At 53.7% G+C, this 14,122-nt stretch carries 12 protein-coding genes; 7 read left to right on the forward strand and 5 right to left on the reverse strand.

Annotated features, from left to right (window positions below; genetic code table 11):
- Positions 1 to 30: 30 nt before the first annotated feature.
- The gene (gene araJ, locus L379_RS11525) at positions 31 to 1,206 is read right to left on the reverse strand and encodes an MFS transporter AraJ (RefSeq protein WP_032619633.1); all 1,176 of its coding nucleotides are present in this window, start codon (positions 1,204 to 1,206) and stop codon (positions 31 to 33) included.
- Between the two features lie 161 nt (positions 1,207 to 1,367).
- On the opposite strand from araJ, the gene ppk2 reads away from it, so the two are divergent.
- The 3 genes from ppk2 to L379_RS25020 all read left to right on the forward strand — a co-directional run bounded on the left by ppk2 (position 1,368) and on the right by L379_RS25020 (position 2,799).
- A complete protein-coding gene (gene ppk2 / locus L379_RS11520; protein ID WP_017693386.1) occupies positions 1,368 to 2,186 on the forward strand; it encodes a polyphosphate kinase 2 in 819 nt (272 codons plus the stop codon).
- A 101-nt stretch (positions 2,187 to 2,287) separates the two neighbouring features.
- Positions 2,288 to 2,476 (forward strand): hypothetical protein, encoded by a 189-nt coding sequence (locus L379_RS25015; RefSeq protein WP_017382306.1) that lies wholly within the window; start codon positions 2,288 to 2,290, stop codon positions 2,474 to 2,476.
- On the forward strand, positions 2,476 to 2,799 hold the full coding sequence (locus tag L379_RS25020; RefSeq protein WP_017382305.1) for a CcdB family protein: 324 nt from the start codon (positions 2,476 to 2,478) through the stop codon (positions 2,797 to 2,799). The genes L379_RS25015 and L379_RS25020 overlap by 1 nt, the downstream gene beginning before the upstream one ends.
- Positions 2,800 to 2,850: 51 nt before the next feature.
- Here the strand turns inward: L379_RS25020 and fdnI are convergent, their stop codons facing one another.
- From fdnI to fdnG, 3 genes are read right to left on the reverse strand one after another with little or no spacing between them, the layout of a single operon-like run.
- Complete coding sequence (gene fdnI, locus L379_RS11515) at positions 2,851 to 3,507, reverse strand: formate dehydrogenase-N subunit gamma (RefSeq protein ID WP_032102982.1); 657 nt, start codon at positions 3,505 to 3,507, stop codon at positions 2,851 to 2,853.
- The gene (gene fdxH / locus L379_RS11510; RefSeq protein ID WP_003857048.1) at positions 3,500 to 4,384 is read right to left on the reverse strand and encodes a formate dehydrogenase subunit beta; all 885 of its coding nucleotides are present in this window, start codon (positions 4,382 to 4,384) and stop codon (positions 3,500 to 3,502) included. The genes fdnI and fdxH overlap by 8 nt, the downstream gene beginning before the upstream one ends.
- A gap of 11 nt (positions 4,385 to 4,395) precedes the next feature.
- Positions 4,396 to 7,443: a formate dehydrogenase-N subunit alpha gene (gene fdnG, locus L379_RS11505; protein WP_096159781.1), complete on the reverse strand. Its 3,048-nt coding sequence runs from the start codon at positions 7,441 to 7,443 to the stop codon at positions 4,396 to 4,398.
- A gap of 220 nt (positions 7,444 to 7,663) precedes the next feature.
- On the opposite strand from fdnG, the gene yddG reads away from it, so the two are divergent.
- Both yddG and ompC read left to right on the forward strand, forming a co-directional pair.
- Positions 7,664 to 8,542 carry an aromatic amino acid DMT transporter YddG gene (gene yddG, locus L379_RS11495; protein ID WP_032102980.1) on the forward strand — a complete coding sequence of 293 codons (879 nt, stop codon included), beginning with the start codon at positions 7,664 to 7,666 and terminating at the stop codon, positions 8,540 to 8,542.
- 625 nt (positions 8,543 to 9,167) lie between these two features.
- Positions 9,168 to 10,241, forward strand: coding sequence for a porin OmpC (ompC, locus tag L379_RS11490; RefSeq protein ID WP_017382300.1), 1,074 nt, complete (start codon positions 9,168 to 9,170; stop codon positions 10,239 to 10,241).
- 45 nt (positions 10,242 to 10,286) lie between these two features.
- Here the strand turns inward: ompC and L379_RS11485 are convergent, their stop codons facing one another.
- Positions 10,287 to 11,777, reverse strand: coding sequence for an MFS transporter (locus L379_RS11485; RefSeq protein ID WP_032648391.1), 1,491 nt, complete (start codon positions 11,775 to 11,777; stop codon positions 10,287 to 10,289).
- Positions 11,778 to 11,893: 116 nt separating this feature from the next.
- On the opposite strand from L379_RS11485, the gene L379_RS11480 reads away from it, so the two are divergent.
- Complete coding sequence (locus L379_RS11480; RefSeq protein WP_015570471.1) at positions 11,894 to 12,469, forward strand: TetR family transcriptional regulator; 576 nt, start codon at positions 11,894 to 11,896, stop codon at positions 12,467 to 12,469.
- A gap of 210 nt (positions 12,470 to 12,679) precedes the next feature.
- Positions 12,680 to 14,065: a NarK family nitrate/nitrite MFS transporter gene (locus L379_RS11475; protein ID WP_032655610.1), complete on the forward strand. Its 1,386-nt coding sequence runs from the start codon at positions 12,680 to 12,682 to the stop codon at positions 14,063 to 14,065.
- Positions 14,066 to 14,122: the final 57 nt, after the last annotated feature.

Consider the following 14,122-nt stretch of genomic DNA (forward strand, 5'->3'; position numbering starts at 1 on the left):
GCGCCCGCGACCAGCGGGCAAAGTGTGCAATCACGCCAGCGCACCTGCGTTGGCCTGACGCTTTTTGGCACATAAATAACCATACATCAGCAGAGAGGTCATCGCAGAGAAGGATAAAATCGCGGCCGGCAGCGTGACATAGCTCCAGCTAAAGCCGAGCGTAATCATTAATCCACCGAAATAGGCGCCAATTGCGCTGCCGAGGTTAAACGCCATTTGCCCGCCTGCGGCCCCCAGCATCTCGCCGCCTTTCGCATTTTGCAGCAGCAGAATTTGCAGCGGCGCAGAGAGCGCAAACAGCCCGGCGCAGCAGATGAATCCCATGACCAGTGAAGCTGTTTTAAGCTCGCCAAAGGCGAACAACGCCAGCAGCGAAGCCACAATCACCAGGTCAGTGGTGGCAGCAATGCGCAGCGGGCTAAAGCGTGACGACAGCTTGCCGCTGAAGACATTTCCCAGCACCATGCCCAGCCCCATCAGCATCATGATCGCGGTCATGACGCCCTCAGAAAAGCCTGACACGTTGACCATAAACGGCTTCACGAAGCTAAACCAGGCAAACACCCCGGCATTGCCAAACATCGTAGCGGCAAAAATCAGCCACGGTTCCGGTTTCTTCAGGAAGTGGAATTGTTCTGCCAGCCGGGTGGTTGTCGTGTCGTGAATGTCAGGCACCCACAGCAGAACAGACAGGATCACCAGCGCGTCAAAGACCGCAATCAAAAAGAAGGTGTAACGCCAGTTAAATTCATGTCCCAGCCACGTCCCGAGCGGCACGCCAAGCAGGTTGGCAACGGTCATCCCGGCAATCATCCCGGCCACAGCGACCGTCACTTTACCCGGCGGCGCGATTTTTGACAGGATTATCGCCCCCACTCCGAAAATCGCGCCATGCGGGAAACCAGAGATTAAGCGCCCCGCCGCCAGCCCCACGTAGGAGTCAGAGAAGGTAAAGAGCGCGTTACCGACGACGCACATCGCCACCAGAAACAGCAGCGTTGTTTTCAGCGAAAATTTGCTGGAGAACAGCGCCACAATCGGCGCGCCGATCACCACGCCAAAAGCGTAAAACGAAATCATATTTCCGGCGGAGGGAATCGAAATGCCCGTATCATGAGCCAGCTCGGTCAGCACGCCCATAATGCCAAACTCAGCCATCCCCAGGCCAAAGGTACCCAGTGCTAACGAAAAAATTGTCTTTTTCATACCGCGACCACTGTTAAAAAATATGCAGCGTGCATTATTGATTAAACTTGTATGGTGAACCAGTTCAAATCAGATTTCTGACACATTAATCCATTCATTCAGGCCGATTACACTCTTAGTACGGCCTCGATCCCGCGACCGGATACAAAGGGAGACCCACCATGGTCAGTAAGAAGAAAACCCGTGTTGTTGATGATGTCGTTAAAAACGCGCCGCTCAAAACCAAAGCGTACGAGCAAGAGCTTCGCCGCCTCCATGTTGAACTGGTTAAGCTCCAGCAATGGGTGGTCGCCAAAGGGTTAAAGGTCTGTATTGTTTTTGAAGGACGAGACGGCGCCGGTAAAGGCGGCGTCATCAAAGCCATCACCGAACGCGTCAGTCCCCGGGTGTTTCGCGTTGTTGCGTTACCGGCCCCCACCGATAAAGAGAAAAGTCAGCTCTATTTTCAGCGTTACGTTCCCCATCTACCCTCTGCCGGTGAAATCGTCATTTTTGACCGCAGCTGGTACAACCGCGCGGGCGTGGAAAGAGTCATGGGTTTCTGTACCGAAGAGCAGGCCGAAAAATTTCTTGATGGAACGCCGGTAATGGAAAAAGCGATGGTCGATGCCGGGATCATTTTGTTGAAATACTGGCTTGAAGTAACGCCAAAAGAGCAGGAGCGACGCCTGCGCGATCGCATTAATGATGGTCGCAAGATCTGGAAGCTGTCTCCAATGGATATTAAATCTTTCAATCTGTGGGATGAGTATACCCTCGCCCGCGACGCGATGTTTAAAGCGACCGACACCGCCTGGGCGCCGTGGTTTGTGGCGCGCTCAGAAGATAAAAAACGGGTGCGGCTGAATATTATTTCGCATCTGCTTTCCCAGATCCCCTATAAAGAAATTCACGTAGACAAGGTGGATTTACCGAAACGCAAGATCGGCAAAGTGAAGCCTACAAAATATCCCTTCCGCTATATTGCAGAGCGATTTTGATATTACTGGAAGACGGCTCGCATAATGTAGATTACCAGGGGAAACAGTATTGTTTTTTGTTGGCTGCGGTTGATAATGACCGCACCAACAAAGGAGAAAACATGAAACCGAACCGCACAGAAAGATGTGTTACAACAAAGCCTTTTACGGGGAAAAAGCCTCGCCCACTCTCTACAACAGCAGAGCACAAGCGACAGCATCAACAGGATCAGGGATTTATTAAAGCGATGAATGAATTAACGGCCAAAGCAGGGCTATTATCGGATGACCCTTATTTTGGAGGGCTTTGATGTGTTTTCAGTTTGACGTTTATCGCAACCCATCAGACAGAACGCGTGAATACCAGCCCTATTTTATGATTATTCAGCACGATTTTTATGACGACTTATCAACGAGACTTATTGTACCGTTAAGCTATCACAATCATTTAAGAGGACATTCAAACGCTGCAACGCCACTGGTGAACATTGAATTCCAGACATATTTTCTTAATACAGCCAACATCACACACGTGGAGACAAAGAAACTTAATAATAAGAATTATGTATGTAATCTGCGCAGTGCAAGAAGTAGTGTTCTTGCAGGAATTGATGCGTTAATTACCAATACGTAGCTCAGAGCCGCGCAAGTGCAGCGCCGCCGGACAATGCCGACGGCGCGAGGTTTACTTCAACCCTTCCGAACTCTCTTTTTGCGCTTCAAGACGCTCGACGTCCCGATACCAGCGCGGATGGTGTTTTTGCGCCCAGCGGCGGCTCACCTTCCCTTCAATCATGCCTTTAATCGATCCTTTCACCCAGAAGGCCATATACATATGGATCAGGATGGCGTGGATCAGAATAATGGCCGAGGTCGCGTGGATCAGCAGTGCGTAGCGCACCACCTGGATCGGGAAATATTGGGCAAAATACGGACGCCAGATAATCACTCCGGTTACCAGCAGCACGAAAATCATGCTCATGATGGTCCAGAACATCATCTTCTGCCCGGCGTTGTATTTGCCCACCTTCGCGACTTTATGCTCGTTGCCTTTCAGAACCTCAACAATCCCTTTAATCCAGGGAATATCCTGCTTGTCAGGGATGTTGTGATGAACGAAACGCACGAACATAAACATCAGCACCACGAAAATCAGCACGCCGAAGAACGGATGCAGAATGCGCCCCATCTGCGGTGTCCCGAAGGTTTCCGTGAGCCACTGTAGCGTCGGGAAAAAGAACGAAATGCCGGATACCGCCACCAGGAAGAAGCAGATGACCACCGTCCAGTGACAGGCGCGATCGACAAATTTTGTGCGCACTATCATTTTCGACTTATTCATGATGCTCCTCCTCGTCGTCATCCACCTCTTTATTCGGCCCGATACCGATGTAGTGATAAATCAGCCCGGCAAAGGTGGCGATAAAGCCCGCCGCTGAGAGCGGCTTAAGCGCCCCTTTCCAGAGATTGATCGAGGTATCTATCGCCGGATCTTTCGGCAGATTGTGATACAGCTCCGGCTGGTCATTGTGGTGCAGAACATACATGACGTGCGTACCGCCCACGCCCTGCGGGTTATAAATCCCGGCCTTGTCATAGCCGCGCGCTTTGAGCTTATCCACCCGCTGCTGCGCCACTTCCAGCATCTCTTTTTTGGTGCCGAAGTGGATCGCCCCGGTAGGACAGGTCTTCACGCAGGCAGGCTCCTGGCCGACGCTGACGCGATCGACGCACAGCGTGCATTTATAGACCCGGTTATCCTCTTTATTGAGGCGCGGGATATTAAACGGACAGCCCGCAATACAGTAACCGCAGCCGATGCAGTTATCCTGCTGGAAGTCGACGATCCCGTTGGCGTACTGAATGATTGCCCCGGCAGACGGGCATGCCTTCAGGCAGCCGGGATCTTCACAGTGCATACAGCCGTCTTTACGGATCAGCCACTCCAGCTTGCCGTTCTGGTCGGTTTCGCTAAAGCGCATCACCGTCCAGGACTTGGCGCTCAGATCAGCAGGATTGTCATAGACCCCAACGCAGTGCCCCACCTCGTCGCGAATATCGTTCCACTCCGAGCAGGCCACCTGGCAGGCCTTACAGCCCACGCAGGAGGAGACATCGATCAGCTTGGCGACTTCTGCCTTGTAATCCCGCGCACGAGGCGCGGGCGTTATCGGGTTGGTCGCGGAGCGTTTAATAATGTCTTGTGTTTCCATCGCCATTTAATCGCTCCTTACGCTTTCTCGATGTTGACCAGAAACGCTTTATACTCCGGCGTTTGCGAGTTTGAATCGCCGACGTTTGGCGTCAGGGTATTGGCGATGTAGCCTTTCTGCGCTACCCCTTCAAAGCCCCAGTGCAGTGGTATACCGACGGTTTCCACCTGCTGGCCATGCACGTTCAGCGTTTGCAGACGACGGGTGACCACCGCCACCGCGCGAATAAAGCCGCGCTTGCTGCTGACCTTCACGCGATCGCCGTTGGCAATGCCTTTCGCCTTCGCCAGCGTTTCGCTTATCTCCACAAACTGTTCCGGCTGCGCGATGGCGTTAAGCCGCGCGTGCTTGGTCCAGGTATGGAAATGCTCGGTCAGGCGGTAGGTGGTGCCGACATAAGGGAACTTGTCCTTTTTACCTAAACGCAGCACGTCGTCTTCATAGATGCGTACCACCGGACTGGAGACCACGTTCGGGTGCAGCGGGTTAGTGCCGAGCGGCGTTTCCATCGGCTCGTAGTGTTCCGGGAACGGCCCTTCCTCCAGTTTGTCGATAGCAAACAGACGTCCCAGCCCTTCCGGCTGCATGATAAACGGCCCGGTGTTGCTGCCCGGCGCGGCGGTGTTGAAGTCCGGGATATCGTTCCCCGTCCACTTCGTGCCGTTCCACTCGATCAGCATGCGTTTCGGATCCCACGGCTTACCGTTCACGTCTGCGGAGGCTCGGTTGTACAGTACGCGGCGGTTCAACGGCCACGCCCATGCCCAGCCCAGGGTATTGCCCAGGCCTGACGGATCGGCGTTATCGCGATTGGCCATCTGGTTACCCTGCTCCGTCCAGCTGCCGGTGTAGATCCAGCAGGAAGAGGCCGTGGTACCGTCGTCACGCAACAGCGCGAAGCTATTGAGCAGCTGTCCTTTCTTCGCCACCAGATTACCGTTGGCATCGTACAGGTCGGCCAGCGCCACGCCGTTGTTCTCTTTTGCCACCTCTTCGGACTCAGGATGATCCGGCTGCTTGTAGTTCCAGCTCATCTTCAGCAGCGGCTCAGCGCCTTTGCCGCCTTCGGCGCGGTACATCTCGCGCAGACGATGGTAAATCCCGGCCAGAATTTCGCCGTCATTACGCGCTTCGCCGGGCGCATCCTGACCTTTCCAGTGCCACTGTAGCCAGCGGCCAGAGTTGGCAATTGAACCGTCCTCTTCCGCAAAGCAGGTCGACGGCAGGCGGAACACCTCGGTCTGAATCGCTGCCGGATCGACATCGTTTGATTCACCGTGGTTCTGCCAGAACGTAGACGTTTCGGTGACCAGCGGATCGATAACCACCATGTACTTCAGCTTGCTCAGGCTGCGAACGACTTTGTTTTTATCCGGGAATGACGCTACCGGGTTAAAGCCCTGGCAGATGTAACCCGTGACGTCGCCCTTATCCATCATGTTGAAATACTTGATGACATCGTAAGCCTGGTCCCATTTCGGCAACCACTCAAAGCCCCAGTCATTCTCTTTCTGCGCCGCGTCGCCGTAGAACGATTTCATCAGACTGACGGCAAACTTCGGATAGTTACTCCAGTAGTTCACCTGGTCCGGACGCGTCGCTTTTGGCGTGTTGGCGTCAAGCCAGCTTTGCCAGTCGGTCTGCTTCTCGGACGGCAGGGTCAGGTAACCCGGCAGGCTGGTCGACAGCAGGCCGAGGTCGGTTAAGCCCTGAATGTTAGAGTGCCCGCGCAGGGCGTTCACGCCGCCACCGGCCATCCCCATGTTGCCGAGCAGCAGCTGGATCATCGCCATGGTACGGATGTTCTGCGCGCCCACGGTATGCTGCGTCCAGCCCAGCGCGTACAGGAATGTAGTGGTTCTGTCGGCGGCACTGGTGGAAGCCAGCACTTCACATACTTTCAGGAAGTCCGCTTTCGGCGTACCGCAGATGTTTTCCACCACGTCCGGCGTATAGCGGGAAACGTGCTGTTTCAGCAAGTTCCACACGCAGCGCGGATCGCTCAGGGTCTCATCGCGTTTCGCGTAGCCGTTTTCGTCGAACTGATAGTTCCAGGACGATTTATCGTACTGACGTTTCCCGGCGTCATAGCCGCTGAAGAGGCCATCTTCGAAGGCGAAATCTTCCCGTACCAGCAGGCTGGCATTGGTGTAATGCTTAACGTATTCCGCGTTAATCTTATTGTTTTCGATCAGGTACAACAGCACGCCGGAAAGGAACGTAATATCCGTACCGGAGCGGATCGGCGCATAGATATCAGCCACCGATGCCGTACGCGTAAAGCGCGGATCGACGACGATCAGCGTCGCATCGTTGTTGTTTTTCGCTTCCATCGCCCAGCGGAATCCCACCGGATGGGCTTCAGCGGCGTTACCGCCCATTACCACCACGACGTTAGCGTTTTTGATATCAACCCAGTGGTTGGTCATCGCACCGCGACCAAATGTTGGAGCAAGACTTGCTACCGTTGGTCCGTGTCAGACGCGCGCCTGGTTATCAACCGCCAGCATGCCGAGGGAGCGCACAAATTTTTGCGTCAGCATGCCGGTCTCATTACTTGCCGCAGAGGCACACAGCATCCCGGTGGAGGTCCAGCGGTTTACCGTGATGCCCTGCTCGTTCTTCTCAATAAAGTTGGCGTCGCGATCCGCTTTCATCAGTTTTGCAATTCGGGAGAAGGCTTCGTCCCAGGAGATACGCTGCCATTTGTCAGAGCCCGGCGCACGATACTCCGGGTAGCGCAGACGGTTTTCACTGTGGACGTAGTCCAGCAGCCCCGCCCCTTTCGGGCAAAGCGCCCCGCGGCTCACCGGATGGTCCGGGTCCCCTTCAATATGATAAATCGCTTCTTTGGCGTTCTTTGCGCCATCACCCAGGCTATACATTAATAGCCCACAACCCACGGAGCAGTATGTGCAGGTGTTACGGATCTCTTTCGCGCGCAGCAGTTTATAGTTGCGTGCCTGAGCCAGCGCCATTTTGGGAGCGAATCCCAGCATTGCGGCTGTTGTTCCGGCCATACCGCCCGCGCAGATTTTAAAAAATTGTCTGCGGCTGACGTCCATTGCTGTCCTCGTTATCTGATAAGACTTCGCGCCGCAAACTAACAGCAAAGCCCCTGTTTTTTTTGCGTCAAATCAAGGTCGTCAGACTTCGCCCCCTTAATAGTCACTGCCGGTACGATTTGCTAATCCTTTCGGGTTAACAGGCTCTTTGAAAATTCGCCAGGTGTAGCAAATAGATGCTATAAGTTTTCCCTTTGATTTTTAGAAGACTGGCAGGGTAATGGACAGAAAAAGAGCAACGCTGACAGGCCTGGCGGCCATATTGTTGTGGAGCACCATGGTGGGTCTCATCCGCAGCGTCAGTGAAGGACTGGGCCCGGTGGGCGGCGCGGCGATGATTTACACCGTCAGCGGGCTGTTGTGTCTGGTGACGGTGGGTTTTCCCGATCTTCGGCGTTTTTCCACGCGCTATCTCATTGCGGGCAGCATCCTGTTTGTCAGCTATGAGATGTGCCTGGCCCTGTCGCTGGGGTATGCCGCGACGCGCTCACAGGCGATTGAAGTCGGTATGGTCAATTATCTGTGGCCAAGCCTGACGATTGCGTTCGCGATTTTGTTCAACGGGCAAAAAACCACCCTGTGGGTGATCCCTGGGCTTCTCATCTCGCTGTTGGGTGTGTGCTGGGTTTTAGGTGGCGAAAACGGTCTGCAACTGAATGACATCATGCAGAACGTCGTTTCCAGTCCGCTAAGTTATGGGCTGGCGTTTGCTGGCGCTTTTATCTGGGCCGCCTACTGCACCGTCACCAGCAAGTATGCCAAAGGGCAAAATGGCATTACCCTTTTCGTCCTGCTGACCGCCCTGAGCCTGTGGGTCAAATATGCCGTCAGCGATCAGCCCGAAATGGTGTTCAGCGTCCCGGTTGTGGTGAAGCTATTGATGTGTGGGGTTGCGCTTGGCTTTGGCTACGCCGCCTGGAATATCGGTATTCTTCACGGTAACGTCACGGTGCTTGCGGCTGTCTCTTATTTCACGCCAGTTCTTTCCGCCGCACTGGCGGCTATTCTGCTGAGTTCTCCGCTTTCACTCTCATTCTGGCAAGGGGCATTGATGGTGTGCGCCGGATCGTTACTGTGCTGGTATGCCACCCGCAAATAGCATTTTTATTTTTGCCGGGTACCGAATATGCCCGGCAAAATATTAACAATATTTTAATATGTGATCACACCCTCGAATATAATTCGTAACATTAGAGAGTAATTAAATCTCTGTATAGAGTGCTGTCAGAAAGCCAGCGTTGTTGTGGAAATTGACATAAACTGACAACGCAGGTAATTAATTCAGCGCCTATATTCCCGCGCTATATAGCACAAAGTGCAATAGTTTATTTCTGAATATTTCTCTTAAAAACAGGTTCTGGTTTCCCGAGAAGTTTATAATCAACTGTTTTAAAAAAGGTTATCCTGCCACATGCTTTGACATTCCCTGCCAAAACCTTTTAATCCCACCAAAAAACTAAAACGTCCGACAACTATTCACAGCCATATTATCTTGATTGGTTAATAATCACTTTATGTCTATATATTAACCTGATTGGCCGATTTAAGGGCAATTTATCCGATCAGGATCACACTATTTGAAATTATCTTTAATATTTTGAAACTTATTATTGAAAGCAGTCTACGGAATTTTAAAAATAGTCTGCCATTGACGATAAGCCTCGTTTAAAAATCGCTCAGGTGGCTTAGGAAATACCTAAATAAAATTATAAGGATTATTTAAGATGAAACTTAAATTAGTTGCAGTGGCAGTGACTTCCATGTTGGCAGCTGGCGTTGTTAACGCGGCTGAAGTTTTTAACAAAGACGGTAACAAACTGGATCTGTACGGCAAAGTTACTGGTCTGCACTATTTTTCTGATGATGCTGGTAGCGACGGCGACAAAACGTATGTTCGTCTGGGCTTCAAAGGTGAAACTCAGATCAACGATCAGCTGACCGGATACGGCCAGTGGGAATATGAGTTCAAGGGCAATCGCTCTGAAGCTCAAGGTTCCGACGGCAACAAAACCCGTCTGGCGTACGCTGGTCTGAAATTCGATGAATTCGGTTCCTTCGACTACGGTCGTAACTACGGTGTGGCTTATGACATCGGCGCGTGGACTGACGTTCTGCCAGAGTTCGGTGGCGATACCTGGACGCAGACTGACGGCTTCATGACCGGCCGTACCACTGGCGTTGCAACCTACCGTAACACCGACTTCTTTGGTCTGGTTGACGGCCTGAACGTGGCTGCTCAGTACCAGGGTAAAAACGACCGTGACGATATCACCGAATCCAACGGTGACGGCTGGGGTCTCTCTTCTACCTATGAATTCGACGGCTTCGGTGTGGGTGCGACCTACGCGAAATCTGACCGTACCGACCGTCAGGTTCGTGCTGCAAGCAACCTGAACGCCGGTGGCGAAAACGCAGAAGTCTGGGCTGCTGGCCTGAAGTACGATGCGAACAACATCTACCTGGCAACCACCTACTCTGAAACCCGCAACATGACGGCGTTCGGTAACGGTCACGTTGCCAACAAAGCGCAGAACTTCGAAGTTGTGGCTCAGTACCAGTTCGACTTCGGTCTGCGTCCGTCCATCGCTTACCTGAAATCCAAAGGTAAAGACATCGGTTCTTATGGCGACCAGGACCTGGTTGAATACGTTGACGTTGGCGCGAGCTACTACTTCAACAAAAACATGTCCACCTATGTTGATTACAAAATCAACCTCGTGGATGACAGCCAGTTCACCAAAGATGCCAAAGTGGCTACCGACAACATCGTAGCTGTAGGTCTGACCTACCAGTTCTAAGATCTGTTAGTTCAAAAGGCCAGCCCTCGCGGCTGGCCTTTTTTATTACTGCTGCCCTCCGACCTTCGCCAGACTAAACCAGATCCCGACCGCCAGAATCAGCAGCATGCCTCCCGCACTGCCCAGGGCCACGCTGTGCGAGGTGATGAACGCGGTTTTCGCCGCCGTCATCACCGGCTCGGCCAGCGACGGCGTCAGCTCCTGCGCCACCTTCATCGCTTCACCGATGGACGACGAGGCTTTATCGGTCAGCGACGCGCTCAGCCCTTGCGGCAGTACAATAGACGCCGAAAAGCTGCGGGTTAACAGCAGACCGAAAATGGCGATCCCCAGACCAGCACCCAGCTCGTAGGACATGGTTTCGATCGCGCCTGCGGCGGCCGCTTTCTCTTTCGGCGCCGCAGCCATGATCGCTGACGTCGATGCCAGCAGTGCGCTGGCAGCACTGAAGCCCAGCAGCACCATCAGGCTCCACGCCTGCCACTGTTGGGTGCTGAAATCGAGCGTCGACAGGCCGATAAAACTGACCGCGCTAAGCCCCATGCCTCCGGCCGCGACAATGCGCAGCCCCAGACGCCCAACCAGCACACCCGCGATCGGCCCGCTAAATCCGCTCGCCACCATCACCGGCAGCATAAATATCCCTGCTTCAAACGGCGTAAAACCATGCACGAACTGCAACTCCTGCGCCATCAGCAGTTCAAAGCCCACCAGCGCAATCATGGCGGTCATCGCCATGACCACGCCGCTTAAAATAATGCGATGGCAAAACAGGCGCATGTCGATCATCGGCACGCGCGCGCGTAGCTGGATACGGACGAAGATAAACAGCATTACCGCTCCGGTAAGCAGCGTACAGGCCACCATCCACGGCGACAGCACCCCTTTCAGGGCGGTTTTGGCACTATAGACCAGCAGTAAAATCGCCACAATCAGCATAATGGCATGGCTGATATTGAGCGGCTGCTCGGGCCGCCCCTGCTGAGCAGGCACCAGGCGCGCAGCAAGCGAAACCACGATCAGCACGATCGGCACGTTAATCAGGAACACCGACCCCCAGTAAAAGTGCTCCAGCAGCATGCCGCCAATCAGCGGGCCAAACGCCGCGCCGCCCGACCCAACGGCAGCCCAGACGCCGAGGGCGATATTACGGTGCCGCACGTCAATAAACAGGGTGCGGATCCCTGCAAGCGTAGCCGGGATGATCATCGCCGCCCCTATCGCCAGCGACGCGCGGGCGGCAATCAGCCAGCCCGCGGAAGGCGCAAAAGCCGCCGCTAACGAAGACAGGCCAAACAGCACGCTGCCGATCATCAGCAGGCGCTTGAAGCCAATGCGATCCCCCAGCGCGCCCATAGGCAGCACCATCCCCGCCATCACCAGCGAGTAAATATCAATAATCCACAGCAATTCGTTGCCGCTGGCACCCAGCGTCATGCTCAATGTTGGCGCCGCCACGTGCAGCACCGTCGCGTCAATCGCCACCGGGATATACACCAGCACGATAATCACTAACGCTAACCACTGACGAAACATAAATTTCCTTTTCAGTTAAAAACTGGACACATGTCCAGAATGCGATCCTACGTAAAGTTGAACACTTGTCCAGCTCTTTGTTACACTCGTTTCGTTGCCATTGAGAGTGAGAAATTATGCGTTATCTGAGCAAGGACGAGCGGCGGGAAGAGATCCTCCAGGCCGCGATGCGCGTGGCGCTGACCGAAGGATTCGCTGCGATGACCGTGCGCCGCATCGCCACCGAAGCGGGCGTCGCCACCGGGCAGGTGCATCACCACTTTGCGTCGGCGGGCGAGCTTAAGTCGCTGGCGTTTGTCCGGCTGATCCGCGATTTGCTGGATGCTGAAATCGTTGGCGAAAACGCCGGCTGGCGTGAGCGCCTGCATGCCATGCTCGGCAGCGATGACGGCGGGTTTGAGCCCTACATTCGACTGTGGCGGGAGGCGCAAATTCTCGCCAGCCGGGATAGCGATATCAAAGGCGCCTACGTTTTGACCATGGAGATGTGGCACCAGGAAACGGTCGCGATTATCCGCGCCGGGGCGGAGGCCAACGCCTTTACGCTTGCTGACCAGCCGGAAAATATCGCCTGGCGTTTAATTGGTCTGGTATGTGGCCTGGATGGCATATACGTATTAAATATGCCTGAAATGGACGACGCGGCATTTAATAAGCATCTGGATAAGCTTATTTCCCTCGAATTGTTTTAATACTCCCATCGGGGTATTAATTTCCGCAAATAGTTACAATTAGTAACACATAAAGCGAACCCTGATTCCCATTCCAAACTCAGGGATTCGCTTTTTTATCTATCCTTTCAGATGTATCCCATAACATCCAAAAATTTCCACAAACTGCCGAAAGGTATCTTTCTGTTTTCACTTCTTTTTTCTCTCCATTTGGGTAAGCAAGAGGGTGATATGTCACATCAAAGCGAGAAGAGTAATCAGCATCTGTTGAGTAACTGGAAACCGGAAAACGCGCAATTTTGGGAGAATAAAGGGAAACATATCGCACGTAGAAACCTGTGGATTTCCGTGGCGTGTTTGCTTCTCGCGTTTTGTGTATGGATGTTGTTTAGCGCTATTGCGGTAAATCTTAATAAGGTCGGATTTAATTTCAGCACCGATCAGCTTTTTATGCTAACGGCATTACCTTCTCTTTCCGGCGCGATATTGCGTGTCCCCTACTCTTTTATGGTGCCGATATTTGGCGGACGTTACTGGACCGTGTTAAGTACCGTTATCCTGGTCGTACCCTGTGTCTGGCTTGGGATCGCCATCCAGAATACCGCTACGCCTTACTGGGTCTTTATCATCATCGCACTGCTGTGCGGTTTTGCCGGGGCCAACTTCGCTTCCAGCATGGGAAACATCAGTTTCTTCTTCCCGAAAGCCAGACAGGGCAGCGCGCTGGGCATTAACGGCGGGCTGGGTAACCTGGGCGTGAGCGTGATGCAGCTGGTTGCGCCGCTGGTGATTTTTCTGCCGATGTTTACCTTCCTCGGCGTTCACGGCGTCCCCCAGGAGGATGGCTCGACGATGTGGCTGGCGAACGCGGCGTGGATCTGGGCCCCGCTGCTGATTCTTGCTACCCTTGCGGCGTTTTTTGGCATGAACGACATCGCCAGCTCGAAAGCGTCCATTGCCAGCCAGCTTCCGGTGCTTAAGCGCTTTCACCTCTGGCTGCTGAGCCTGCTTTATCTGGCAACCTTCGGCTCGTTTATCGGTTTCTCGGCAGGCTTTGCTATGCTGTCGAAAACCCAGTTTCCGGACGTAAATATCCTCCACCTCGCCTTCTTTGGCCCGCTGATCGGCGCTCTGGCGCGTTCGGCTGGCGGAATGATTTCAGACAGGCTGGGCGGCGTACGGGTGACGCTGATCAACTTCGTCTTTATGGCCATCTTTAGCGCCCTGATTTTCCTGACGCTCCCCGGGTCTCGTTCAGGCAGTTTTATCGCCTTCTATCTGGTCTTTATGGGCCTGTTCCTCACCGCAGGCCTGGGCAGCGGCTCGACCTTCCAGATGATCGCGATTATCTTTCGCCAAATCACCCTCGACCGCGTGAAAAAACAGGGCGGGAGCGACGAACAGGCACAGCATGAAGCGGTGACCGAAACGGCTGCCGCGCTGGGCTTTATCTCTGCCATCGGTGCGGTAGGCGGGTTCTTTATTCCCAAAGCCTTTGGCACATCCCTGGCGATGACCGGTTCCCCGGTGGGCGCCATGAAAGTCTTCCTCGTGTTTTACATCGTCTGCGTGCTCGTCACCTGGCTGGTGTACGGCCGCAAATCCTCACAAAAATAATAACTACCTCTTCGCCGGAGCGTGATGTCTCACCCTCCGGCCATGCTATCGAAGCAG

It is taken from the genome of Enterobacter sp. MGH 33 (genome assembly GCF_000534535.1).
Classification (GTDB): Bacteria; Pseudomonadota; Gammaproteobacteria; order Enterobacterales; family Enterobacteriaceae; genus Enterobacter; species Enterobacter hormaechei_C.

Excerpts from the sequence above, each read along its gene's own strand:
- araJ (WP_032619633.1), bottom strand. The coding sequence starts at position 1,206 with ATGAAAAAGACAATTTTTTCGTTAGCACTGGGTACCTTTGGCCTGGGG.
- ppk2 (WP_017693386.1), top strand. The coding sequence starts at position 1,368 with ATGGTCAGTAAGAAGAAAACCCGTGTTGTTGATGATGTCGTTAAAAAC.
- L379_RS25015 (WP_017382306.1), top strand. The coding sequence starts at position 2,288 with ATGAAACCGAACCGCACAGAAAGATGTGTTACAACAAAGCCTTTTACG.
- L379_RS25020 (WP_017382305.1), top strand. The coding sequence starts at position 2,476 with ATGTGTTTTCAGTTTGACGTTTATCGCAACCCATCAGACAGAACGCGT.
- fdnI (WP_032102982.1), bottom strand. The coding sequence starts at position 3,507 with ATGAATAAGTCGAAAATGATAGTGCGCACAAAATTTGTCGATCGCGCC.
- fdxH (WP_003857048.1), bottom strand. The coding sequence starts at position 4,384 with ATGGCGATGGAAACACAAGACATTATTAAACGCTCCGCGACCAACCCG.
- yddG (WP_032102980.1), top strand. The coding sequence starts at position 7,664 with ATGGACAGAAAAAGAGCAACGCTGACAGGCCTGGCGGCCATATTGTTG.
- ompC (WP_017382300.1), top strand. The coding sequence starts at position 9,168 with ATGAAACTTAAATTAGTTGCAGTGGCAGTGACTTCCATGTTGGCAGCT.
- L379_RS11485 (WP_032648391.1), bottom strand. The coding sequence starts at position 11,777 with ATGTTTCGTCAGTGGTTAGCGTTAGTGATTATCGTGCTGGTGTATATC.
- L379_RS11480 (WP_015570471.1), top strand. The coding sequence starts at position 11,894 with ATGCGTTATCTGAGCAAGGACGAGCGGCGGGAAGAGATCCTCCAGGCC.
- L379_RS11475 (WP_032655610.1), top strand. The coding sequence starts at position 12,680 with ATGTCACATCAAAGCGAGAAGAGTAATCAGCATCTGTTGAGTAACTGG.